Below are 21,177 nucleotides of genomic sequence, written 5' to 3' on the forward strand. Positions count from 1 at the left end.
GGGGGCCGGGCCCCCCGGGGCCGCGGCGGCGCGCCGCGGGGGGGGGGGCCCGGCGCGGCGGGGGGGGGGGGGGGGCGGGCGGGGGGGGGCCGCCGCCCCCCCCCGGCGCACGGCCCTCACCCCACCGGCACGGTGATCTCCCGCTTGAGGATCTTGCCGCTCGGTCCCAGCGGCAGCGCGTCCGTCAGCCACACCCGGCGCGGGTACTTGTAGGCCGCCACGCGTTCCCTGACGTACTCCCGCAGCTCGCCGGGGAGGACCTGCGCGCCCGGGCGGAGCACGACCGCGGCCGCGACCTCCTCGCCCAGTTCGGCGTGCGGGACGCCGACGACGGCGGCGAGGGCGACGGCCGGGTGCTCGTGGAGGACCTCCTCGATCTCGCGCGGGTAGACGTTGTAACCGCCGCGGATGATCATGTCCTTCTTGCGGTCGACGACGTACAGGTAGCCGTCCTCGTCGGCGCGGGCGAGGTCGCCGCTGCGCAGCCAGCCGTCGGGGATCGCCGCCTCCGTCTCCTCCGGGCGGTTCCAGTACCCCTTCATCACGTTGGGTCCCCGGACGGCGAGTTCGCCGATCTCCCCGGGGGCCACGTCCTGGCCCCTGTCGTCGAGCAGCCGCACCTCGACGTCCCGGATGGGGGTGCCGATGGAGCCGGCCTTGCGCGGCCGGTCGGGGTGGTTGAAGGTGACCACCGGGCTGGTCTCGGACATGCCGAAGCCCTCCAGGACGGGACAGCCGAAGCGCCGCTCGAAGCCGTGCAGGATCTCCACCGGCAGCGAGGCGCCGCCGGAGATGCACATCCGCAGCGTCGACACGTCCGCCTCGGACGGGTGCTGGAGCAGCGCCGCGTACATGGTCGGCACGCCCTCGAAGACGGTGGCCCGTTCGCGGGCGACGGCGTCCAGGACGGCACCCGGGTCGAAGCGCGGGATCATGACGAGGGAGGCGCCGCTGCGGACGGCCGCGCTCATGGTGCAGATCTGCCCGAAGATGTGGAACAGCGGCAGACAGCCGACCACCACGTCCTCCGGCGTCATCCGCTGGATGTGGACGCTGTTGACCTCGGTGTTGTGCCGGAGCCCGGCATGGGAGAGCACCGCGCCCTTGGGACGGCCGGTGGTGCCGGAGGTGTACAGCAGGACGGCCATGTCCTCGTCGTCCGTGTCGGCGACCTCGGGCAGCGGCTCGTGCCGGGCCAGCGTCGCGGCGAAGGCCGCGGGCTCGACGGCCGTGTGCCGCACGCCCGCGGCGGCCGCTCCCTGCGCGCCCTCGCCCGGCGCCTGGTGCCATTCGAAGAGCCGCACGGCACCGGAGTCGGCGAGGTGGAACTCCGTCTCCCGGGTCTTCAGGAGCGGGTTCATCGGCACGACGACCGCTCCGGCGCGCAGGACGCCGTAGTACAGCACGACGAACTCGGGGACGTTCGGCAGCATCAGGGCGACGCGGTCCCCCGGCCGTACCCCCTCGGACCTGAGCAGGGCGGCGGCGCGGGCGCTGCTCTCGTCCAGCTCCGCGTAGGTGATGACCTGCTCCCCCAGGCGCAGCGCCGGGCGCTCGGGCTGTCGCCCCGCCGTCTCCACGAGGAACCCTGCCAGATTGGGCATGACTCGCCTCCGTTACACGGAATCGCCGAATGTTTACATCGTCGACATCTTGCAGCCGTGTGCGGTCGCGGCCTATGGCCGGGGCGACAACGCACGACGCCCTGGATTGTCCCCCACCACAATGCGAGGGCGTTAAGCTGCGGAGATGATCCTTTCGGGTGTGGCGGCGACGCTTCAGGCAGGGCTGCCGGAACTGGGCGAGCGGATGGCACTGCGGATCCGCGCGGACGTCGAGGCGTACAAGGACGAGTCGCTGATCTCCCTGGACTCACTGCGCGGTTCCTGCACCGCCAACGCGGACCTCATCCTCACCCACCTCCGCCTCGGCGGCACCCCCGACGCGAGTTCGGCCCGTGAGACGGGACGGCTCCGCGCGGAGCAGGGGGTCCCGCTGGCGGACACGCTGCACGCGTACCGGATCGGCTCGCAGCTCCTGTGGACGGAGATCCTCGCCGAGGCCCGCGCCCGCCCCGAGGTCTCCGACGAGCTCCTGCTGTCGGAGTCGACCGAGTTCTGGGCGTTGTCCGGCCTGTACGCGGAGGCGGTGGCGGTGGCCTACCGGGAGGCGGCCGCGGAACTCACGTCCCAGGGGCAGGCACGGCGTTCCGCCCTGGTGGAGGCGGTGTTCACCGGCATCGTCACCGACCGCACGCTGTGGGAGGCCGCCCGCGAACTGGAGCTGCCCGAGCACGGGCCCTACGCGGTCGCCGCCGCGAAGGCGGGCGCTCCCGGCGAGGAACCGCTCACCGGTGCGGAGGCGGCGCTGCGCCAGGCGAACCTGCCCTCGGCGTGGAGGCTTCTGCCGGACGAGCAGCTGGCCCTGATCGCCCTGCCCACGGAGGCGGCGGAGACGACGTGCCTGCGCATCCTCCGCCGGACCCGCGCCCGCGTGGGCTTCAGTCCGCGCTTCCGGTCGCTGCGGGACACGCCCCAGGCCCTGCGCTTCGCCCGTCTCGCCCTGGCCGGTCTCGAAGGCACCGGGCCCGGCGTGGCCCGCTTCGACGACGATCCGCTGGCCATGGTCGTCGCCGCCGCCCCGGCCGAGGCCGCGCACCTGATGGAGGTGGTGCTCCGGCCGGTGCTCGACCTTCCGGCCGCGGAGCGGTCCCGGCTGCTGCGCACCCTGGAGCACTGGTTCGCCGCCGCGGGCTCGGCCGCCGCCGCCGCGCGCAGCCTGTTCGTCCACCCCAACACCGTGCGCTACCGCCTGCGGCGCGTGGAGGAGTTGACGGGCCGTTCCCTCTCCGATCCACGGGCGGCGGCGGACATCGGCGCGGCGCTGCTCGCGGTCCGCAATCCGGGGACGAGCTGAGTCGTGCCGCGGGGAGGTCACTCCTCCTCGACGATGTGCATCGCGGCCTCCTCCGCGGACGCGGCACCGCCCGCCAGGCCGAGGTCCCGGGCGTTCAGTTCCGAGCCGACGGGGCCCGTGCCCTCGTCCTCGGCCATCAGACGCCCCGCGCGCCGGCCTCCGACCTGGTCGTCCAGGAGCTCCCCGTCGGTGTCCGTCGTGTCGCCGAGGCCGTCGCCGTCCGGGGGAAGGACGTCGGGTTCCTCCTCCGCCAGGCGTTCGTCCAGGGTTTCGCCACGCTGCCGTTCGGCCGCGGTCACCCCCGTGTGCTGGACCCCGAGGGGCCGTTCCGGGGGCGAGTACCCCTCGTCGAACGGGTCGCCGGGCGGCCCTTCGAGGGTGTCCTCGTAGTCCAGGAGACCGACGTCCTCCCGGATCTCGCTTCCGTCGGGCTGGTAGACGTCATCGCCCCACGCTTCCGCCTCGCTCATGGGGAACTCCGTTCCTTCGGCGGGACGACGGCTCGGCCTGGGTTCACTCCTCCCGTTCGAAGTCGGCCTTCGCCCGCTCGTCGTCGAGGTCGGACTGGGCCTGCGCGTACAGGTCGTGCACGAATCTCCGGGCGTCATCGGGTGAGATGCCGACGCCGAGTCGGAGCAGCCGGCCCGTCCAGGAGCCGAGCGGGTCGTCGGGTTCGGTCATGGCGCCTCCTGGGGGGAGTGCGGTCGATGCCGGCCGTTCCGGTCGCGCGGCGGGTCATGACGGGGCGGCCCCGGACCGTTCTGTCGTCGTGGGCCGGCCGGAGGCGACTGCCGTGTCGCGTACGGGACGTACGGCTCCGGGGTCCGGCCGACCCCGTACGGGTCCGGGCCGCGCGTCCCCGGGGCGGGGCGCCTTCGGCGGGCGTCGAATCCCTGTTCTCCCTTCCATGGTCCCCGCGTCCCGGGCAAACGCAACCCGGTGTGCGCGGCCGGAGCCGCGGTTCCCGACGGCCCGCACGGCCGCCGGGAGCGCGCGACCGGGGTCGCTAACCGGTCCATTCCCGCAGCAGCTTCTCCCGCTGCGCCGGGCGGGGCGTCCCGCCCTCCCACGAGCGGCCCCACTCCGACATCGCGGCCAACGTCGTGGCCATCGTCGCGGCGCCCTCCGTGAGGCGGTCCAGCAGGGCGAGGGAGAGCTCCACCTCGGTCGGCGAGTAGCCGACGGCCGCCGCCACGTAGGCCTTCAGCTCGTGCTCGCCGTCGTGCGACTCCAGGACCGTCGTCATCAGCGGCGGGGCCTCGCCCAGGCCCGTGCCCACGGTCATGGCCAGGTTCATCACCATGTCCAGGGCCACGTCCGTGACCACGCCGACCTGCCGCTTCAGGGACTTCACGGGGACGTCCGCCACCGTCAGGGCGCGTACGTCCTCCCACAGGTGGAGGCCGGCCTGCCCTTCGCCGAGGGCCACCACGCCCTCGGGGGTCAGGCGCACCCCGGGCGCCGCGCCGGACGGCTTCGCGCCCACGTACACGTCGCCCTCGGCGATCCAGAACAGGCCCACCATGGCCATGGCTTGCTCGCTTCCCCCGACGACGGCACACCGCCGTCGTGTCACACGTCAAAAGATCAGGTCCGCCCTCCGGAACGTGCGGAAGGATCGGGAAGTTCCCCCTTCCCCGCCTTTCCACGCGGCCCTCGTCCTCGCCGGTCCCGTGAGCGGCCCCCGCGCCGTGCGCGGCCCTCATCCCCGGGCGGTGACGCCCCCGCCGTCGCCGGTCCGCGACGCGGCCGGCCAGGAGCGGTGGCCGCGCAGGGCCACCCGCTGCCTCCGGCGCTCGGAGACGAGGGCGATCGCCGGATGCGTGCCGGGCCCGGGGTCGCCCCCGCGGGCGAGACGGCGCATCCGGGGACGGACCTTCGCCATGGAGGCGGCCGAGGCGAGGGTCTTGTCCGACCAGGTCACGGGCTCCGCCTGCCGGTCGGCCTCCCGGCCGGTCCTCCAGCGGTCGGGGAGGTCCGGGGTGACGGCGAGGGCGGTGCCCCTCCCGACGACCGCCACGCCGCTGTCGAGGACCCGCTCGGCGGTGGCGCGCCGGGTGATGCCGCCGGTGAGCATGAGGGGCAGGGGGCTGGTCTTGACGAGGTCCTTGGCGAGGTCCAGGAAGCAGGCCGGCGCCGGCCATGTTCTCCTCCATGGCGGCCTTCGCGATGCGGTTGCCCAGTGCCCGTCCGGAGCGCAGGGGCAGTGGCGAGAACAGCTCGCTGGTCGTTCCGGCTCCCTGTTCCATGCCGCCGTGGCCGCGGAGGGCTACCGCGAGCTCGCCCAGCACCTGGCAGCCGCCCGTCCCGCGCCCTCGACCCCCGACGACCCGGCCTCCGTCGCCGTCGCCCGCGTACGGTTCGCTCTCGACCGCCCCGCCCTCTTCCGGGCGATGTCCGCGGAGCCCTGCGACCCGACCCACGAGGAACGGGTCGCCGCGACCGGCGTCCTCACGGCGTACGTGCGCGGCATCGTCCGCGACACGTTCCCCGGCGCGGACGAGACGGGCCCCCTCCCGACCACCGTGTGGGCGCCCGTCCACGGCCTGGCGTTCCTGCACCTCGACGGCAAGCTCGACGCCTCGTCCGCCGGGACGGTCGCCACCCAGGTGCGGGCCTCCGTGCACGCCCTCTTCACCGCCTCGCCGACGCTGCCGTCCGCGTCGGCGGCGAGGACGACGACACCCGGTGGCGCATCGGAACCCGGTGTCTCATCGGACGAATAACCGGTTGCCCTCGGACGTCGGCCGTGGTTCCAATGACCCGCATGATCACCCGGGTGTGCCCGCCGCGGAGCGCCGCCCCGGCCGGCGCGGCCCGGGCGGACCACGACCACACCGCCCGAGGGAGACGTCACCCCGATGAACACGCCGCCATCGCCGTCCGGAGCCCGGCCCACGGGCGGGCCGCCCGTCCGTCTGGGCGCCCTCGTCCCGCTGACGCGGCCCGGCTGGGTCGAGGCGGGCCGCCACCTCCTCGCGGGACTCGACCTGGCCGCGCGCGAGGTCGACGACGCGGGCGGGATCGACGGCAGACCACTGGAGCTGCTGGTCCGGGACACCGCGGCCGATCCCGAGCGCGCCTCCGCGGCCGTGGCCGAACTGGCGGACCTGGGCGTGGCGGCGGTCGTGGGCGAGTACCACAGCGTCGTCGCCCGCGCCGCCGCCACCCGGGCCGACGCCCTCGGCGTGCCGTTCCTCTGCTCGTCCGCCGTGCTCGACGCCCTGACCGAGGAGCCGACGGAGTGGGTCGCGCGCCTGCCCCCCGTCCAGTCCCGCGGCTGGCGGAGCTACGCGGACTTCCTCCTCGCCACGGGCCGGCACCGGATCGCGGTGGTGACCCAGCCGAGCGTCTACTGGGCGACCGGCACCCGCGTCCTGCGGGAACACCTCGCCTCCCGGGGCGGCACCGTCCTCGAACTCGACGCCACCGCGCTCGGCCCCGAGGCCCTGTGCGACGCGCTCGCCGACCACGGGGTCACGGCGCTCCTGCTGCTGGTCGGCAGTCCGGAGCCGGCGGTGCCGATCGTCAGGGCCGTCCGCGCCGACGGAAGGCTCGCGGACCTGCTGCTCGGCGCCCCCGCCGGACAGCCGGAGTTCGCCGGGTGGGCCGCGGAGCTCGGCGCGGACGGCGCCGGGATCCCGTTCCTGCGCTACCTGCCCGAGGAGCTCGGACCGCTCGGCGACCGCGTCGGGAAGGAGCTCCGCGAGCGGCTGGGCGAGGCACCGTCGTTCGTCGCGTTCGAGGGCTGGGACGCCGTCACCGTCCTCGCCGCGGCGCTCCGTTCGCACGGCACGGACCGGGCGGCCGTCGCCGGGGCGTGGCCGCGCGTGGCGGTCGAGGGCACGCGGGGGCCGATCCGGTTCTCCCGCACGCCGGGCACCGGCGTGTGGCAATGGACCTGGGCGCCCGTCCAGGTCGTCGACCGGGACCCGGCGGATCCGGGGCGCTTCCGCGTCCTCCACACCGGCTGAGGCAGGCCGGCGTCCGGTCGGCCGGACGCCGGGCCCTTTCACTTCAACGATCAACTGGAAACAAGTCAACCAAATCAAGGGCCATTTGCACGGTTACATCCGGTTTCTCCTGGCTAGTCGCCGTATGACCACGACAACACCAGGAGGGTGAACATGATCGCCCACGAACAGATCGCCACCGTACTGGACCACCCCGTGTACGACACCGAGGGCAAGAAGATCGGCGACGCCAAGCACGTGTTCGTCGACGACGCCACCGGCCACCCCGCGTGGGTCACCGTCAAGACCGGACTGTTCGGCACCAGCGAATCCTTCGTCCCGATCAAGGACGCCTCCATGGTCGACGACCATTTGGAGGTCCCCTACCCCAAGGACCGGGTGAAGGACGCCCCGCACGTGGACGTCGACGGCGGAGGCCATCTCGACGCGAGCGAGGAGCAGCGCCTCTACGAGTACTACGGCATCGCCTGGGACGAGGCCTGGCAGCGGGCGAACCAGCCCGGCGAGGCGGGCTGGGCACACGGCACCGCGGGCACGGCCGGAACAGCGGGTGCCGCCGGCACGGCCGGCATGACGGGCACCGCCGGCATGCGCGGCCGGGGCGGAGACGGCCTCGGGGACAGGGACGCGGGGACGGCCCGCAGCGACGCTTCGGTCGGCGACGACGCCATGACCCGGTCCGAGGAACGGATGCACGTGGGCACCGAGCGGGTCGAGACCGGCCACGTCCGGCTGCGGAAGTACGTCGTCACCGAAGAGGTCCAGCAGACCGTGCCGGTCCGCCACGAGGAAGTGCGCGTGGAGCGCGAGCCGATCACGGAGGCCAACCGCGGACAGGCCCTGTCCGGGCCCGAGATCTCCGAGGCCGAGCACGAGGTGACCCTCCACGAGGAGCGCCCCGTGGTCGAGACCCGGACCGTCCCCGTCGAGCGGGTCGGACTCCGCACGGACGAGGTCACCGAGGAGGAGACGGTCACCGGCCAGGTGCGCAAGGAACGCATCGACGTCGAGGTCGACACCGACGACGTCACCGACATGTCCGAGGACCCCGACAGGAGGCGCGGTCACTGACCCGCGCGTCCCGCACCCCGCCCGTCCGGCCCGCACCGGGCCGGACGCGGCGCGGGAGCGTCAGGAGCCGTCGGCCTCCCGGTCGGACGCGCTGCGCAGGACGCAGAATTCGTTCCCTTCGGGGTCGGCGAGGACCGCCCATCCCGAACCGTCGGGATTCCGGTGGTCGGCGACGAAGGCGGCACCGAGGCCCAGCAGCCGCTCCACCTCCTCGTCCCGCGAGGTCTCGGGGCGCAGGCACAGGTGGAGCCGGTTCTTCCCCGCCTTGGCCTCGGGCACCTGGTTGAAGTACAGCACCGGGCCCTCCGCGAGCAGGACCCGGGTCTCCCGCGACCCCGGTCCGTCCTCCGGGTGCAGCGGACGGCCCGTCACCCCGCTCCAGAAGCGGGCCAGTTCATAGGCGTCCGCACAGTCGATCGCCACGTTCTGCAATACCGAGACCATGCGCACGAGCCTTCCTGATCTTCCCGCCGAGCGCCAGGGCCCCGCCCGCACGGAGGGCTGCGGTCAGGCCCTGGGCCGCGTACGGCGCGCCGCGGGGGCTGCGTTAAGATCACGCATGGCGTCGTGGAAGTCAACGCCTGTGCAGCACCGTGGAGTTCTGGTCCGGCGCGCCCTCGCCGTCGGTTCGGCCGCGCGTGCGCACTGCCCCGCCGGGCGCGCCCGCTCTCCGGATGTCCAGAGCGCCCACTTCCGACAGCGCGCTCCCTGCCGGCATCGATCCGCACTGCCCGTACGAGCCTCGCCGTCCCGTCGTGGACCGGCGTACAGGCTCCTTGCTGGAGACGATGTGAAAATCCTTCCCGAGATCTCTCGTACGCTGAGCGAGTACCTCCTCATCCCCGGCCTGACCACGGAAGACTGCACACCGGACAAGGTGGATCTCGGTGCGCCGCTGGTCCGTCACCGGGTCGGCGAGGAGCCGGGGATCCGGGTCGCCACCCCCATGGTGAGCGCCATCATGCAGGCCGTGTCGTCGCCGACGCTCGCGGTGGCGCTCGCGCAGGTCGGCGGGCTGTCGTTCATCCATCAGAACCAGCGGATCGAGGACCAGGCCGCGGAGGTGCGGGCGGTGAAGCGGCACAAGGCCGGCTTCCGGACCAGCGAGGTCACCGTGGCGCCGACGACACCGCTCGGCGAGGTCGCCCGGCGGCTGGCGGACACCGAGCAGGGCGTCGCCGTCGTCACGCGGAGCGGTGAGACGGACGGCGAGTTCCTCGGGATCATCAGCCTCGACGACTTCCACCTGGAGCGGCACGGGGCCTCCGAGACCGCCGGCAGCCGGATGCGGGGCCGCGACGGCCTGGTCACCGCGCCGGCCACGGTCTCCCTGTCCGAGGCGAACGAGCTGATCTGGCACCACCACCTGGACGTGCTGCCGGTGCTGGAGGACGACCGGGTCGTCTCCCTGGTCCTCAAGCGGGACTACCAGGCCCACAAGACGTACCACCGGGCCACGGTGGACGGCGAGAAGCGCCTGCGGGTGGGCGCCGGCATCAATTCCCGGGACTTCAAGGACCGTGTTCCCGCCCTGGTGGAGGCCGGTGCGGACGTGCTGTGCCTGGACTCCTCCGACGGCTACTCCGTCTACCAGGCGAGGACCGTCGAATTCGCCCGGGAGACCTACGGGGACGACGTCTTCGTCGGTGCCGGGAACGTCGTCGACGGGCGGGCCTTCCGCTATCTGGCCGACGCGGGCGCGGCGTTCGTGAAGGTCGGGATCGGCGGCGGCGCCATCTGCACCACCCGGGCGCAGAAGGGCATCGGCCGCGGGCAGGCCTCCGCGCTGCTCGACGTGGTCGAGGCGCGCGACGCGTACGCCGAGGAGACCGGGGTGTACGTGCCGCTGTGCTGCGACGGCGGCCTGCTCAACGACTCGCACATGGCGATGGCGCTGGCCATGGGGGCGGACTTCATCATGCTCGGCCGCTACTTCGCCCGCCTCGACGAGAGCCCGTCGCGGAAGCTGCAGATCGGCGGCCAGTGGTACAAGGAGTACTGGGGCGAGGGCTCGCGGCGCGCGCAGAACGCGGCCCGCTACGGCCAGCGCGGCCAGATGGTCTTCGAGGAGGGCGTCGACGGCTACGTGCCCTACGCGGGCAGCCTGTACGACAACGTGGAGCGGACCCGGGCGAAGCTCATCTCGACGATGATCAGCTGCGGGTCGACGAACCTGCGGGACTTCCACCGCGACGCGGTGCTCGTGCCGGTGTCCGCGGAATCCTTCAAGCAGACGGGCGCCGAGGTGCAGCTGCGCCGGCCGACCATCGACTCGGGCGAGTGACCCGACCGGCCGGGACACGGCGCCGGGGGATCGCCTCCGACCGGGGCACCGGCGCCCCGGGGGCGTGAGCGGACCGCCCCCGCGGCGCCGGCCGCGGGGGCGGGTCCTGGAGGATGGCCTCCATGAGCGCTTTCTTCGATCCGCCGAGGCCCCGACAGATCCCGCGCGGCGCCCACCCGTTCTGGGACGAGGCCCTCGCCCTCGTCAACCGGGATCTCGCGGTGACCCTGCCGGGCCAGGCGCTTCTGCGGCTGGTGGGCCTTCCCCCGGACCACGAGGACGGGACCGAGAACGTCTGCGTGGCCCTGGCCGACGGGCAGTGGCACGGCAACTTCCTGGACCCGGACTCGGCGGACGACCCCGTGCTCGCCCTGGCGGCCGTCACCGACGCCGCGCAGGAGACGGTCACCGAGCGGCTCTGGCGGGCATGGCCGCTCTGCGCGGAGCACGACCTCGGCATGCATCCGCGCGAGGCGGACGGACGGCTGTCCTGGTGGTGCGCGGGCGGGACCGTCCCGCGCGAGCCCGCGCACGTCCGTGCGGCCGTGGGCGGCCTCGACACCCTGGTGCGCCCGCACCGGCCGAACCGAAAGCGCCGGCGGCAGGGCTGACCGCCCGCCCGGTCGCCGGTGACGACACGGCGGCCGGAGCCCGGGGCCCGGGCCGGCCCTCGCGACGGCCGGGGCCTGCCTTTCGGACCGGGCCGGGCTCGCGGGGCCCGGTCCGAGGACAGGCCCTAGGCTGACGATCATGAAACCGGCGATGCCCCGTGACACGACCCTCCGCCCCACCGTCCTCGACGCCGTGGGGGCGGTGTCCGATCCGGCTCTGCGGGAGGGGCTCGCGGACTCGGCCCACCGGATCCTGTCGGACCTGGTCGCGGGAGGTGCGGCCCTGGGCTGGGTCGAACCGCCGTCGCGGGACGAGGTGGCGGAGCTCCTGGACCACGTCCTCTCCGCCGTACGGGCGGGGGACGCCGCGCTGCGGCTCGCGTACGCCGGCCACCGGCTGGTCGGGTTGGGATACTGGCTCCGCTACGCCCGGCCGACCCATCGGCCGCACGCCGACCTCGAGAAGGTCGCGGTGGACGCCGCCGCCCAGGGCCTCGGCATCGGCCGGGCGCTGACCGGCTCCCTGATCGCCGACGCCCGGGAGGCCGGGATCGAGGTCCTCACCCTGGACGCCCGGGGCGACAACGCCGGTGCCCTGCAGCTCTACCGGTCGCTGGGCTTCACCGAGTACGGCCGCCTGCCCGACTTCGTGGCCGTCGGTGAACGCCGCTACGACAAGGTCTTCTGCATGCTGGACTTCCGCCGGCAGGGCTGAGCGCGGGGGACGTACTCACCTCGTCCCTGAGTACGGAAGCGGTGCCGCCCCCTCCGGGCCAGCTGCTGGAATGTGCCCGTGACGACGACGCCCGCTCCCGCCCCGCACTCCCCCGCCCCGCGCCGTCGCGGCCGTGTCGTGGCACCGGTCGCGGGCGGGGCGGTGTGGGTGCTCCTCCTCGCGGCGCTCGCCCAGGGCTGCGCGTGGCCGGCGGGCGGTGCGGTCCTGTCGGAGACGGCGTACCGCGAGCATCTGCGGCACACCCGGGAGGCGGGCGAGGACGCGGTGCGGCGCCTGGGCGTCGACCCGGACTCCGTGATCAAGCGGCAGGAAATGGCCAACGCCTCCTGCGTGGACGACCTGGGCATGGACTCGGAGGGTGTCACCCGCGACCGGCCGACCGTCACCTGGACACCCGGTTTCGCGAGCGACGCCGCGTACACGGCGGCGGTCGACGCCCTCCGGAAGGAGTGGTCCGCCCAGGACCTGACGGTGGAGGACGTCCCCGCCCCGGCGGCGGGCGAGCCGGGGGCCGGCCTGCCGGGGGTCCGGGCGACGGACGACCGCGGCGTCGAGCTGTCCCTGCGCCCCGACCGGTACGGCGGCGAGCCGACCCTCACCGCCGACGGAGGATGCGTCCGCCACCAGGGCTACCTGACGGAGTGGTAGGAGCGGCGGCCCGCCCCGCGCGGTGGGGACGGGGTCCCGCTCCGGCGGACGGCTCCGGTCACCCCTCCACCCGCAGCAGGAGCTTGCCCGTGGAGCCGCGTCCGCCCAGGAGCCGATGGGGCTCGGCCGCGTCGGCGAGGGGGAGTTCGGCGGTGACGGGAAGGGTCACCGTCCCCCCGGAGACCGCGCGCAGGGCGCGGTCGGTCAGGGCGCGCGCGGCGGGGGCCGTCTGGGCGGGCGTCAGCACGGAGAAGCCCGCCACGGAGTGCCCCTGGCCGTGCAGTTCGGGCCGGCCGACCTGCCACGGGGCGCCGCCGCCGGCGTTGCCGAAGGAGACCAGGCGTCCCAAGGCGGCCGGGGTGCCCAGCCCGCGGCGGAGCGTCTCTCCGCCGACCGGGTCGGGGACGAGGTCCCCCCTGTCGCCGGTGGCCCGCCGGACGTGCTCGGCCAAGGTGTCGGGGCGGAAGACTTCGTCGTAGCCGTGCTTGGGGGCGTACGCGGCCTTCGCCTCGGTGGAGGCCGCGCCGTACACGGCCCCCGCGCCGGCGGCCCGGGCCAGGGGGAACGGTCCTTGGGCGAGCGTCACCATCCGCCTTCGAAGAAGGCCAGGAGCGCCGGTCGCGGGGCGGCCGCCGTGGTCGCGTTCGCCACCGCGACGACGATCACGAACAGCGCCGAGAGCGCCGTGAGGGCGCCGAACGATCCGAGCACGCGCCTCGTTCGCCGCTCGGCCGGTTCCGTCCCCCTGAAGCGCTTCCACGACAGCACGCTCATCACGAGGAGGACGACCGCCACCGTGGCGGCGATCGCGGCCATCGCCTCGTGGTAGCGGGCGAAGTCGCCGATCATCACGTCGAGGGCGCCCGGGGCGTGGTCGCCCGCGCCCGGGGCGGCGGCCAGGCGCTCTCTGACCTGGGCGAGCACGGCGCCGGGTCCGCCGCCGGTCGCGCCGGTGGGCAGCATCGGGAGAAGGGAGGCGAAAGGTGCCGCCGCGCCCTGGACGTTGGCCATCACCGCCGCGAGCGAGAGCAGCGCGAGCATCGTGGCGAGCACGCCGGCCGCCGCGAGCGCGAACCTCTTCCCCGCCCCGAGGCCGTCGGCCTTCAGGAGTGCCTTCCGGAGAAGCGTGCCGAGCGCGACCAGCACGACCAGCAGCAGCGCGGCGATCACGGCCTTGGCGACGTGATAGCGGAACCAGTACCCGACGAGTCCGTCCAGGTCCGGCGAGAAGTCCCGTTCACCGGAGCTCCAGTACGCGACGAACGCAGCGCGAAGGGCTTCGGCGAGCTCGTCCTCCCGGCCGAAACCCTCTCCCGGCCCGCTCGCCGCAAGCGTGTCCGGCACGAGGACGAAGGCCGCCTCCAGGGCCGACGCGGCGGTGCCGAGCACCGCGAGCGCCCGGCCGTGGAGGGGCGCCGCTCCCGACGCGCCGTCCGTTCGCTGTGATACTGCCGTCATGCCGCCCAGCGTCGCGCACCGGCGCCGCCCTGTCAGCGGGGCAGGCCGGAGTCCCGTGGGGGTGGACAGCCCCACCCCCGGGCCCTCCGGAGGCGGACCGTCGTCAGCCGACCCTGTCGGTCGCCTCGACCCGGTGGACCTCCAGGCCGGGCGTGGCGAGCAGGTCGGCGACCAGTTCCTCGGAACCGCAGACGTACGTGCTGACCAGGTCGACGTCACCGCCCACGCACCAGGCGCGGTCCTGCGGCCACCACAGGTCGGGGAGTTCGGCGAACACGTCCAGGAGTTCGGGGGACACGGCATCGGCCAGCGTTCCGGACAGCAGGATCTCGTCCCTCTCCGGAGTCGGGAACGTGGGGGTCCCGTCCCAGTCCCAGCGGCCGTACCCGTCCCACAGGCCGTACCGGCAGCGCTCCGGGGTGCCGGTGTGGCGCGCGAGGACGGGGATCAGGGCACGCGCCACGCCGACGGGCACGGGGCCTTCGGCGGGGTGCTCGTCCCACACTCCGGGCAGGCCGAGGTCCTCGCGGTTCTGGTGGAACGGCTCCGCGCCGATCACCTCGTGCCAGTTCGTCAGCGGCTCGACCTTCCGTCCGTACGCGGCGGCCACGGCGTCCCAGCGGACCGGGCGCTCGTCGAGCTCCGCGGGGTGCAGCACCCGGGCGTACGCCGGGAAGCCGGGCGCGGCGACGCCGGCGACCGTGCCGAAGTCGCCGTGCCCGGGGTGGCGCTCGGTGAGCCAGCGCGCCGGCCCGAGGTCCTCGTTCTCGACGCGCAGGCGTCCGTACAGCGCGGGGCCGGGTTCACTGCCCGACCGCGTCCATCCGTCCATGCGCCCAGTCTGCCCCCGGCCCTCCCCGCCGGTCCCCCCGGGTGGGGATCCCCGCCGGTCCCCTTGGGCCACCACGGTCGTCGGCCCGGTCGTGAGCGTCGCGTCGCCGGGCGGGGGCGGACGACGGGGTTACGGTCGGCGGCATGGTTGGTGATCGTCAAGGGTGGCTCCGGTGTCTGCTCGCCGGGGCCGTGTTCGTCGTGGGGATGACCGGCACCACGCTGCCGACGCCGCTCTACCCCCTCTACCAGGAGAAGTTCGGTTTCTCCGAGCTGACGGTGACCGTCGTGTACGCCGTGTACGCCTTCGGCGTCATCGGCGTGCTGCTGCTCGCGGGCAACGCCTCGGACACCGTCGGCAGACGGCCGGCGCTGCTCTGGGGGCTCGGGTTCGCGGCGGTGAGCGCCGTCTGCTTCCTGTCCGCCGACGGGCTGGGCCGGCTGTACGCGGGCCGGCTGCTGTCGGGCCTGTCGGCCGGCCTGTTCACCGGGGCCGCGACCGCGTACGTCATGGACCTCGCCCCGCCCGGCGGCCAGTCCCGGGCGACGCTCGTGGCGACGGCCGCGAACATGGGCGGACTGGGCTGCGGTCCCCTGCTCGCCGGGCTGCTCGCGGAGTACGCGCCGGAGCCGCTGCTGCTCCCGTTCGCCGTGCACCTCGCCCTGGTCGCCGTGTCGGCGGTCGTGGTCCTGCGGCTGCCGGAGACCGTACGGGATCCTCGGCCGCTGTCCACCGTACGGCCGCAGCGGCCGGCCCTGCCCGCGCAGGTGCGCCCGGTGTTCGTGCCGGCGGCCATCGCCTCCTTCGCGGGCTTCGCCCTGTTCGGGGTGTTCACCTCGGTCAGCCCGGCCTTCCTCGGCCGCTTCCTGCACGTGGACAACCACGCGGTGAGCGGACTGGTCGTCGCGCTGGCCTTCTTCTCCTCCACCGCCGGGCAGCTCGCCGTCGGCCGCTTCGGGGTGTCCCGGTCCCTGCCGCTGGGCTGCGCCGTGCTCTTCGTGGGGCTGGCCTTCCTGGCCGGGGCGCTCTCCGCGGAACTGCTGGTGCTCGTGGTCCTCGCCGCCGTCGTCGGCGGGATCGGCCAGGGGCTCTCCTTCCGCGCGGCGCTGTCAGCCGTCGCCGCGGCCGCCCCGGTGGAGCGGCGTGCGGCGGTGATCTCGGCCCTGTTCCTGGTCGCCTACACGGGAATCTCGATCCCGGTCATCGGGGTGGGCCTCCTGACCGACCCCCTGGGCCTGGAGGAGGCGGGCCTGGTGTTCACCGGCTGCATGCTGGTGCTGGTCACATCGGCCGCGCTGTACCTGCTGCGGCGGCCGGTGCGGGTGGGAGACCGGTGAGGCCTCCGGACCGCCGCGGGCGACCGCCGGCCGCGGCCGCCCTCACATGGGGAAGGAGAGCAGGCGGACCTCCCCCGGGGGCCAGGTCACGCCGTCGCGCAGAGGCGTCCACATGGTCCGCAGCGGCATGATCACGGTTCCCCCGGGCTGCTCGACGCGGACGTCCCGCTCGAGGGCCCGCCAGCCGAGGCGCTCGTAGAGCGGGACGAGCGGGGGACGGCAGAAGAGGAGCCCGCGCCGGGGTCCCAGCGTCCGCGCGTGGTCCAGGGCCGCCGACACGACCGCCCGTGCCAGCCCGTGGCCCCGCAGGTCGGGGGCGACGGCCACCCCGCCGAGGCCCACCACCGGGGTCTCGACGCCGTCGATCGACAGGGGCAGCCGCAGCAGACCGGCGTGGGCGACGAGGCGGCCGTTCCGTCTGATGCCGAAGTGGTCCTCCTTGGGCAGCCAGGTCAGCCCGGCGTCCGCGACGCCGAAGGGATCGGGGCCGTCGCCGAGTATCTCGATCTGTTCGGCCCTCGTGTACTCCGCGAGCCGCACCGCGGTCGGGGGCGCGGGGAAGTGGCGATCCGTCATCCCGTCATGATCCCGCACCGGCACGGTCCCGCTCCGGTGAGGGCCGGACGGAGCGCGGCGACTCCCCCGGCGGCGGAACCACACGGCGTCGGAGCACGTCCCTCCCCCCGTCCACAAGATCATCAACCTGGCCGGAGAGAACGAGCATGACGGAAACAGCCGCCCGCTACCTGTACCTGGCACGACACGGTGAGGCGTGCGCGGACGAGAGCGCGTTGACGGACAAGGGCCGCCGCCAGGCCGTCCTGCTCGGAGAGCGGCTCCGGAAGGCCCCGCTCACGGCGATCCACCACGGCCCGCTGGCCCGGGCGGAGCAGACGGCCCGGCTGGTCGGCGAGCAGCTCGACGGGGTGCCCCTGCGGACGTCCCCGCCCGCCGGCGACTACATCCCGTACGTCCCGCGGCGCGAGGAGCTCCCGTCGGAGTCGGCCGACGCCATGCTCGGCTTCCTGGCCCAGTTCCCCGCGGAGGAGCGTGAGCAGGGGCCCGGGCTGGCCGCGGAGGCCGTCGCGCGGTTCACCGGCCCCGTCGAGGGCGACCAGCCGCGCCACGAACTCGTCGTCACGCACAACTTCCTCATCGGCTGGCTCGTACGGGAGGCCCTCGACGCCCCCGAGGGCCGCTGGATGGGCATCAACCAGGCCAACGCCGCACTGACCGTCATCCGCTACGCCCCCGGCCGGGCTCCGGCCGTCCTCTGCTTCAACGACACGGGGCACCTCCCCGAGGAGCTGCGCTGGACCGGATTCCCTCCCGAGCTCCACATCTGACGCGGTGACGGGCCCCGTCCGGTGGGCAGGGGCAGCCCGGGAGGCGCGGCCCGGAGCCGTACGGTCCGGAGCCGGCCGGTCCGGATCGTGGTCGTCCGCGGCCCTTGATCAGGGCCTCCGCAGTCACCATGATCATCGAGACGAGACGCAAACCCCAGAAAGGTTCTGAGCCCATCATGCGAGTCAAAGCCTTCGACCACCTGGTGCTCAACGTGACCGACGTCGACAAGGCCCTGGAGTTCTACACCGGCGCCCTGGGCCTCGCCCCCGAGCGCGTCGAGGAGTGGCGGGCCGGCAAGGTGTCGTTCCCGTCCGTACGCATAGACGAGCACACCGTCATCGACCTCTTCTCCCGTCCGCGCGGCGAGTCCAACGTCGACCACATCTGTCTGGTCGTCGACCCGCTGGACTGGCAGGAGGTCATCGACTCCGGCACGTTCGACGTCCTGGAGGGCCCGGTCCCGCGCTGGGGCGCGCGCGGCTCCGCCCAGTCGGTCTACGTGAAGGACCCCGACGGCAACACGGTCGAACTGCGCTGGTACCCGCAGGACGTCGAGGACTGAGGCGGCACCATCGGCCCCGCGCGTCCCGGCCGGCGAACGGTCCGGCGTCCGAGCGGCTGGGGCGCGTCCGGTGGATCACAGCGCGGGGATCCGGGGACAGAAGGCTCCCGCGCCCGCTAACGTACCGGCGAGTAGCAGTGGGTGCAGTCCCACGGGGTGCGAGGGGAGCGGACCATGGACCGGCAGTGGAGCCTTGAGGAGAGCACGGTCGTCGACGCGCCGCCGGCGGTCGTCTACCGCTTGGTGTCGGACCTGCGGAACATGGGCCGGTGGAGCCCCGAGTGCCGGTCCGTGTGGGTGCTGCGCCCCCCGGCGCGTACCGGCTCCCGGTTCGTCGGGTTCAACCGGCGCGGGCCGTTCCTCTGGCCGACCCTCGGTCGGGTGACCCGGATGGTGCCGGACGGCGAATTCGTCTTCGACGTCAGCGTCTTCGGGCTCCCGATCGCCCGCTGGGGCTACCGGTTCGAAGCGGAGGGCCCGGGGACGCGGGTCACCGAGTTCTGGCAGGACCTGCGGACCGACGGCTACCGGGCCCGGGCCGCCGACCTCCTCGGAACGGTCTTCGCCGGGACGAACCCCGCCCGCAGGATCGCCCTCAACCGGGCCGGGATGCGCACCACGCTCGAACGCATCGCGAGGACGGCGACGGCCGGGGCCTGAGGTGGAGGCCCGGCGCGGCGGACGGCGGACGCCGGTCCGCGGGGACGCACCGGGAGGGTGGGTCCCCGGGCCCGGGCCGCCGCACGCGGCGCGCCGGCCACACCCCCGTGGCGGCCGGCGCGCCGCGTGCGCCTCACCCGCGTGCCCGGCCGGCGGCGGAGCCGCGCCGGTCCGCGGGGATCAGGGGGCGCCGCCGCACGTCGGGTCGTCGACCGCGCTCACGGTGTACGGGGGCCGGCCCGGCGGCTCGTCGAGCTGGCTGTTGACCACGTAGAGGCGGCAGCCGTGCCTCGCCAGGGTGGTCGGCAGGTCGAAGGGCCCGTCCGTGAGGCGGTGGGTCACCGTGCCCGTCCGCAGCTCCTCGTCGAGCCGGGCGATGTACACGCCGTGCGGGGCGCCGTAGTTGAGCACGGCGTACAGCGTCCGGCCGTGCAGCACCATGCCGTCGGGGCCGAAGGACCGGTCGCCGAGGTCGAGGCGGCTGACCTCCTCGGTGACGGTGTCGACCCGCCAGACGGCCTCGGTGCCGTTCGACGCCACCAGGAGGGTTCTGCCGGAGTCGTCGGCCACGATGCCGTTCAGCAGCCAGTACTGCGCGGGGAACCGCGGGAACGCGGACCGGACGTCGAGCCAGGGTTCGAGGGGGCCGAGGGTGGAGCCCCTGATCTCCGCCCGGTGGACGACGGGGTTGGCCCAGTCGGTCACGTACACCGCGTCCCGCGTCACGACCAGGTCGTTGAGGTGGGGCGCGCCGAGCGGTCCGCCGCGTGCCGTGCGGGTGGCGAGGAGCCGTCCGTGACGGTCGTGGACGGTCAGGCTCGCTCCGCCCACGGACAGGACGCGGCCGCGCCGGTCGGTGTGCACGCCCAGGGTGCTGGGGCGGTCCTCCAGACCGCGCGCGGGGAACGGCGTCAGGTCCGGCTCGCCGACGCGGCCCCGGTACAGGGTGCCGTGGCCGTCCGATGAGACGTACAGGGTGCCGTCCGGGGTGACGGTGATCCCTTCGGGCAGCACGCCGGGCTCCCGGGAGACGACGTACGTGTCGGGCAGGTCCCGCGCCGTGGCGGGGCCGGGCGTACCGGCGAGGGCCGTGAGCAGGACCACGGCGGTCAGGCAGGCTGTTCGGACGGGGACACGGCGCATCGGCGCGACCTCCGGCGGGTGTCGGCGAGGGGGACAACGGGAGCGTGCCGCGTCCCCCCGGGGAACGCACTGCCTTTGATCCCTGGGTAAAAGGGTCCGCCGGGCGGATAATCGGTCGGCATGATCCGACTTCACTTCACCGCCGCCGATCTGTGCCGGATCACTCTCGCCCCGGCGGCCGACGCCCTGTCGGAAGCCGCCCTGAGCGCGCGCCTGAGCCTGCCGCCGGGGCGGGCGCGCGAGGGTCACGGCCGGGGTGCCGGGCGGCCGCACCGTCCCCGGCCCGCCGCCCGGCAGTGGCACCGCTCCCCGCGGGGAGGCGGGGGCGTCCGGGCCGGTGTGCTCGCCGCGTTGGTCGCCGAGGACGGTTTCGTACCGGACTTCCTGCTGCAGCCGTCGGCGCACGGCTTCGCCGGCGGCCTGGAGGCCGTGGCGTCGACGCCCCCGGAGCGGCTGGCGCTGGATCTCGGGATCCCGGAGGCCTCCGGCTGGAACGGCGGTCTGACGCGGCCCGGCCGGTGGGTCCGCGAGCTGGCCGAGGGGTCCCCGGCCGCGGTCCGCGCGCTGCTCGACGACACCCGTCGCCACTTCGAGACGTCCGTGGAGCCGCTCTGGCCGCGGATCCACCGTGACGCCCTCACCGACCGCGCGCTGCGCTCGGAGATGCTGCTCCGCGGCGGTGTCGACGCCCTGCTGACCACGCTCGGCACGACCTGGCGCTGGCAGGCGCCGACCCTCCACCTGCCCTCGGCGGCGACGCACGACGTCCCGCTGTGCGGGCGCGGACTGCTGCTCGTTCCCTCGTGGTTCGCGGCGGGCCCCCTGCTGATGTACCGCCCCGAGGCGGCGACGGTCCTCGTCTACCCCATGTACGACGGCTCCGACGGGGTCCCCGTCGGCGACGACCGGCCGGAGGCCCTCGCGGCGCTGCTCGGCCGCACCCGGGCCCAGGTCCTCGCCCTCCTCCGCTCCCCCGCCACCACGACGGCCCTCGCCGAACGCGCCTCCGTCTCGCTCGCCGCGGCCAGCCGGCACGCGGGGGTCCTGCGGGGTGCGGGGCTGATCGACACCGTCCGCACCGGGACGGCGGTGCTGCACAGCCTCACGCCCCTGGGCCACTCGCTGCTGGCCGGGAACCGGCCGTGACTACGACTCCCGGGTGCGGGGCCTTTCCCGCCGCCGGGCGGAGAGGACCCGGCCCAGGTCCAGCACGCTCAGGCCGAACATCAGGACGCCCAGGGGGACGTGGAGGGCCGGCTTGTGCGCGATGCCCAGCACCACCTGCACCGAGGAAAGGATCAGGAAGCCGGTCGAGTACAGGACGGGTCGGGGCGAGCCGCCGCCCGGCTTCCAGGCGAGGACCGCCGCCAGCACGTACAGCATCGTGGCTCCGTACGTCACACGCGCTCCGACACCGTGCAGCACCTCGTTCTGAGGTGACGTCAGGAGCAGTCCGGCGGTGGTGGCCTGGAAGAAGAGGGTCAGGGTCTGGAGGGCGATCGAGACCTGCTGGAACGTGCGGCTGCTGCCCCGTACTGCCGTGGTCTGCGCGGTGGTGGCCATGACTCGGTCCTCTTCTTCTGCCTCGCGGCGGTGGC

23 protein-coding genes and 2 pseudogenes are annotated in these 21,177 nt (G+C 74.4%); 13 read left to right on the top strand and 12 right to left on the bottom strand.

Annotation, left to right across the window (positions count from 1 at the left end; genetic code table 11):
• Positions 1-116: 116 nt before the first annotated feature.
• Positions 117-1,604 carry a long-chain fatty acid--CoA ligase gene (locus tag ACFYUZ_RS26995; protein ID WP_389313414.1) on the bottom strand — a complete coding sequence of 496 codons (1,488 nt, stop codon included), beginning with the start codon at positions 1,602-1,604 and terminating at the stop codon, positions 117-119.
• 160 nt (positions 1,605-1,764) lie between these two features.
• Between ACFYUZ_RS26995 and ACFYUZ_RS27000 the strand changes: the two genes are divergently transcribed.
• Positions 1,765-2,916, top strand: a complete 1,152-nt coding sequence (locus tag ACFYUZ_RS27000) for a PucR family transcriptional regulator (RefSeq protein WP_389313681.1) — start codon at positions 1,765-1,767, stop codon at positions 2,914-2,916.
• Positions 2,917-2,933: 17 nt separating this feature from the next.
• Here ACFYUZ_RS27000 and ACFYUZ_RS27005 read toward each other — a convergent pair whose 3' ends face one another.
• From ACFYUZ_RS27005 to ACFYUZ_RS27020, 4 genes are all read right to left on the bottom strand, one after another.
• The gene (locus ACFYUZ_RS27005) at positions 2,934-3,386 is read right to left on the bottom strand and encodes a DUF5709 domain-containing protein (RefSeq protein ID WP_389313415.1); all 453 of its coding nucleotides are present in this window, start codon (positions 3,384-3,386) and stop codon (positions 2,934-2,936) included.
• A gap of 43 nt (positions 3,387-3,429) precedes the next feature.
• On the bottom strand, positions 3,430-3,597 hold the full coding sequence (locus ACFYUZ_RS27010; protein WP_177181865.1) for a hypothetical protein: 168 nt from the start codon (positions 3,595-3,597) through the stop codon (positions 3,430-3,432).
• 325 nt (positions 3,598-3,922) lie between these two features.
• Positions 3,923-4,447 carry a hypothetical protein gene (locus ACFYUZ_RS27015; RefSeq protein WP_389313417.1) on the bottom strand — a complete coding sequence of 175 codons (525 nt, stop codon included), beginning with the start codon at positions 4,445-4,447 and terminating at the stop codon, positions 3,923-3,925.
• Positions 4,448-4,618: 171 nt separating this feature from the next.
• On the bottom strand, positions 4,619-4,993 hold the full coding sequence (locus tag ACFYUZ_RS27020; RefSeq protein ID WP_389313419.1) for a hypothetical protein: 375 nt from the start codon (positions 4,991-4,993) through the stop codon (positions 4,619-4,621).
• Positions 4,994-5,165: 172 nt separating this feature from the next.
• Here ACFYUZ_RS27020 and ACFYUZ_RS27025 point away from each other — a divergent pair.
• The 3 genes and pseudogenes from ACFYUZ_RS27025 to ACFYUZ_RS27035 all read left to right on the top strand — a co-directional run.
• Positions 5,166-5,642 (top strand): annotated as a pseudogene (locus tag ACFYUZ_RS27025) (TetR-like C-terminal domain-containing protein); the annotation flags it as partial.
• Positions 5,643-5,777: 135 nt separating this feature from the next.
• Complete coding sequence (locus ACFYUZ_RS27030; RefSeq protein WP_389313420.1) at positions 5,778-6,890, top strand: ABC transporter substrate-binding protein; 1,113 nt, start codon at positions 5,778-5,780, stop codon at positions 6,888-6,890.
• Between the two features lie 153 nt (positions 6,891-7,043).
• Entirely contained in the window at positions 7,044-7,961 is a 918-nt protein-coding gene (locus ACFYUZ_RS27035) for a DUF2382 domain-containing protein (RefSeq protein ID WP_389313422.1), read from the top strand.
• Between the two features lie 60 nt (positions 7,962-8,021).
• On the opposite strand, the gene ACFYUZ_RS27040 is transcribed toward ACFYUZ_RS27035, so the two are convergent.
• A complete protein-coding gene (locus tag ACFYUZ_RS27040; protein ID WP_389313423.1) occupies positions 8,022-8,405 on the bottom strand; it encodes a VOC family protein in 384 nt (127 codons plus the stop codon).
• 346 nt (positions 8,406-8,751) lie between these two features.
• On the opposite strand from ACFYUZ_RS27040, the gene ACFYUZ_RS27045 reads away from it, so the two are divergent.
• From ACFYUZ_RS27045 to ACFYUZ_RS27060, 4 genes are all read left to right on the top strand, one after another.
• A complete protein-coding gene (locus ACFYUZ_RS27045) occupies positions 8,752-10,245 on the top strand; it encodes an IMP dehydrogenase (protein WP_389313425.1) in 1,494 nt (497 codons plus the stop codon).
• 122 nt (positions 10,246-10,367) lie between these two features.
• Complete coding sequence (locus ACFYUZ_RS27050) at positions 10,368-10,856, top strand: hypothetical protein (RefSeq protein WP_389313427.1); 489 nt, start codon at positions 10,368-10,370, stop codon at positions 10,854-10,856.
• Between the two features lie 139 nt (positions 10,857-10,995).
• Positions 10,996-11,571 carry a GNAT family N-acetyltransferase gene (locus tag ACFYUZ_RS27055; protein WP_389313429.1) on the top strand — a complete coding sequence of 192 codons (576 nt, stop codon included), beginning with the start codon at positions 10,996-10,998 and terminating at the stop codon, positions 11,569-11,571.
• 78 nt (positions 11,572-11,649) lie between these two features.
• Positions 11,650-12,240 (top strand): hypothetical protein, encoded by a 591-nt coding sequence (locus ACFYUZ_RS27060; RefSeq protein WP_389313431.1) that lies wholly within the window; start codon positions 11,650-11,652, stop codon positions 12,238-12,240.
• A gap of 58 nt (positions 12,241-12,298) precedes the next feature.
• Here the strand turns inward: ACFYUZ_RS27060 and ACFYUZ_RS27065 are convergent.
• From ACFYUZ_RS27065 to ACFYUZ_RS27075, 3 genes and pseudogenes are all read right to left on the bottom strand, one after another.
• Positions 12,299-12,799 (bottom strand): annotated as a pseudogene (locus ACFYUZ_RS27065) (zinc-binding dehydrogenase); the annotation flags it as partial.
• Positions 12,800-12,822: 23 nt separating this feature from the next.
• The gene (locus tag ACFYUZ_RS27070; protein ID WP_389313433.1) at positions 12,823-13,698 is read right to left on the bottom strand and encodes a hypothetical protein; all 876 of its coding nucleotides are present in this window, start codon (positions 13,696-13,698) and stop codon (positions 12,823-12,825) included.
• A 103-nt stretch (positions 13,699-13,801) separates the two neighbouring features.
• Complete coding sequence (locus ACFYUZ_RS27075) at positions 13,802-14,530, bottom strand: hypothetical protein (RefSeq protein WP_389313435.1); 729 nt, start codon at positions 14,528-14,530, stop codon at positions 13,802-13,804.
• Positions 14,531-14,673: 143 nt separating this feature from the next.
• On the opposite strand from ACFYUZ_RS27075, the gene ACFYUZ_RS27080 reads away from it, so the two are divergent.
• Positions 14,674-15,867 carry an MFS transporter gene (locus tag ACFYUZ_RS27080; RefSeq protein WP_389313437.1) on the top strand — a complete coding sequence of 398 codons (1,194 nt, stop codon included), beginning with the start codon at positions 14,674-14,676 and terminating at the stop codon, positions 15,865-15,867.
• A 42-nt stretch (positions 15,868-15,909) separates the two neighbouring features.
• Here ACFYUZ_RS27080 and ACFYUZ_RS27085 read toward each other — a convergent pair whose 3' ends face one another.
• Positions 15,910-16,443 (bottom strand): GNAT family N-acetyltransferase, encoded by a 534-nt coding sequence (locus tag ACFYUZ_RS27085; protein WP_389313439.1) that lies wholly within the window; start codon positions 16,441-16,443, stop codon positions 15,910-15,912.
• A gap of 146 nt (positions 16,444-16,589) precedes the next feature.
• Between ACFYUZ_RS27085 and ACFYUZ_RS27090 the strand changes: the two genes are divergently transcribed.
• The 3 genes from ACFYUZ_RS27090 to ACFYUZ_RS27100 all read left to right on the top strand — a co-directional run bounded on the left by ACFYUZ_RS27090 (position 16,590) and on the right by ACFYUZ_RS27100 (position 18,436).
• Entirely contained in the window at positions 16,590-17,213 is a 624-nt protein-coding gene (locus ACFYUZ_RS27090) for a histidine phosphatase family protein (RefSeq protein ID WP_389313441.1), read from the top strand.
• A 176-nt stretch (positions 17,214-17,389) separates the two neighbouring features.
• Positions 17,390-17,776, top strand: coding sequence for a VOC family protein (locus ACFYUZ_RS27095; RefSeq protein ID WP_030689750.1), 387 nt, complete (start codon positions 17,390-17,392; stop codon positions 17,774-17,776).
• Positions 17,777-17,950: 174 nt separating this feature from the next.
• Entirely contained in the window at positions 17,951-18,436 is a 486-nt protein-coding gene (locus ACFYUZ_RS27100; RefSeq protein ID WP_389313443.1) for an SRPBCC family protein, read from the top strand.
• Positions 18,437-18,616: 180 nt separating this feature from the next.
• On the opposite strand, the gene ACFYUZ_RS27105 is transcribed toward ACFYUZ_RS27100, so the two are convergent.
• On the bottom strand, positions 18,617-19,579 hold the full coding sequence (locus ACFYUZ_RS27105) for a hypothetical protein (protein WP_389313445.1): 963 nt from the start codon (positions 19,577-19,579) through the stop codon (positions 18,617-18,619).
• A gap of 120 nt (positions 19,580-19,699) precedes the next feature.
• Here ACFYUZ_RS27105 and ACFYUZ_RS27110 point away from each other — a divergent pair, with 120 nt between their 5' ends.
• Positions 19,700-20,725, top strand: coding sequence for a winged helix-turn-helix domain-containing protein (locus ACFYUZ_RS27110; protein WP_389313447.1), 1,026 nt, complete (start codon positions 19,700-19,702; stop codon positions 20,723-20,725).
• Here ACFYUZ_RS27110 and ACFYUZ_RS27115 read toward each other — a convergent pair whose 3' ends face one another.
• Positions 20,726-21,142: a hypothetical protein gene (locus ACFYUZ_RS27115; RefSeq protein WP_389313449.1), complete on the bottom strand. Its 417-nt coding sequence runs from the start codon at positions 21,140-21,142 to the stop codon at positions 20,726-20,728. It lies immediately after the preceding gene.
• Positions 21,143-21,177: the final 35 nt, after the last annotated feature.

The organism is Streptomyces sp. NPDC004266, from assembly GCF_042874095.1.
In the GTDB taxonomy this organism is placed as follows: Bacteria; Actinomycetota; Actinomycetes; order Streptomycetales; family Streptomycetaceae; genus Streptomyces.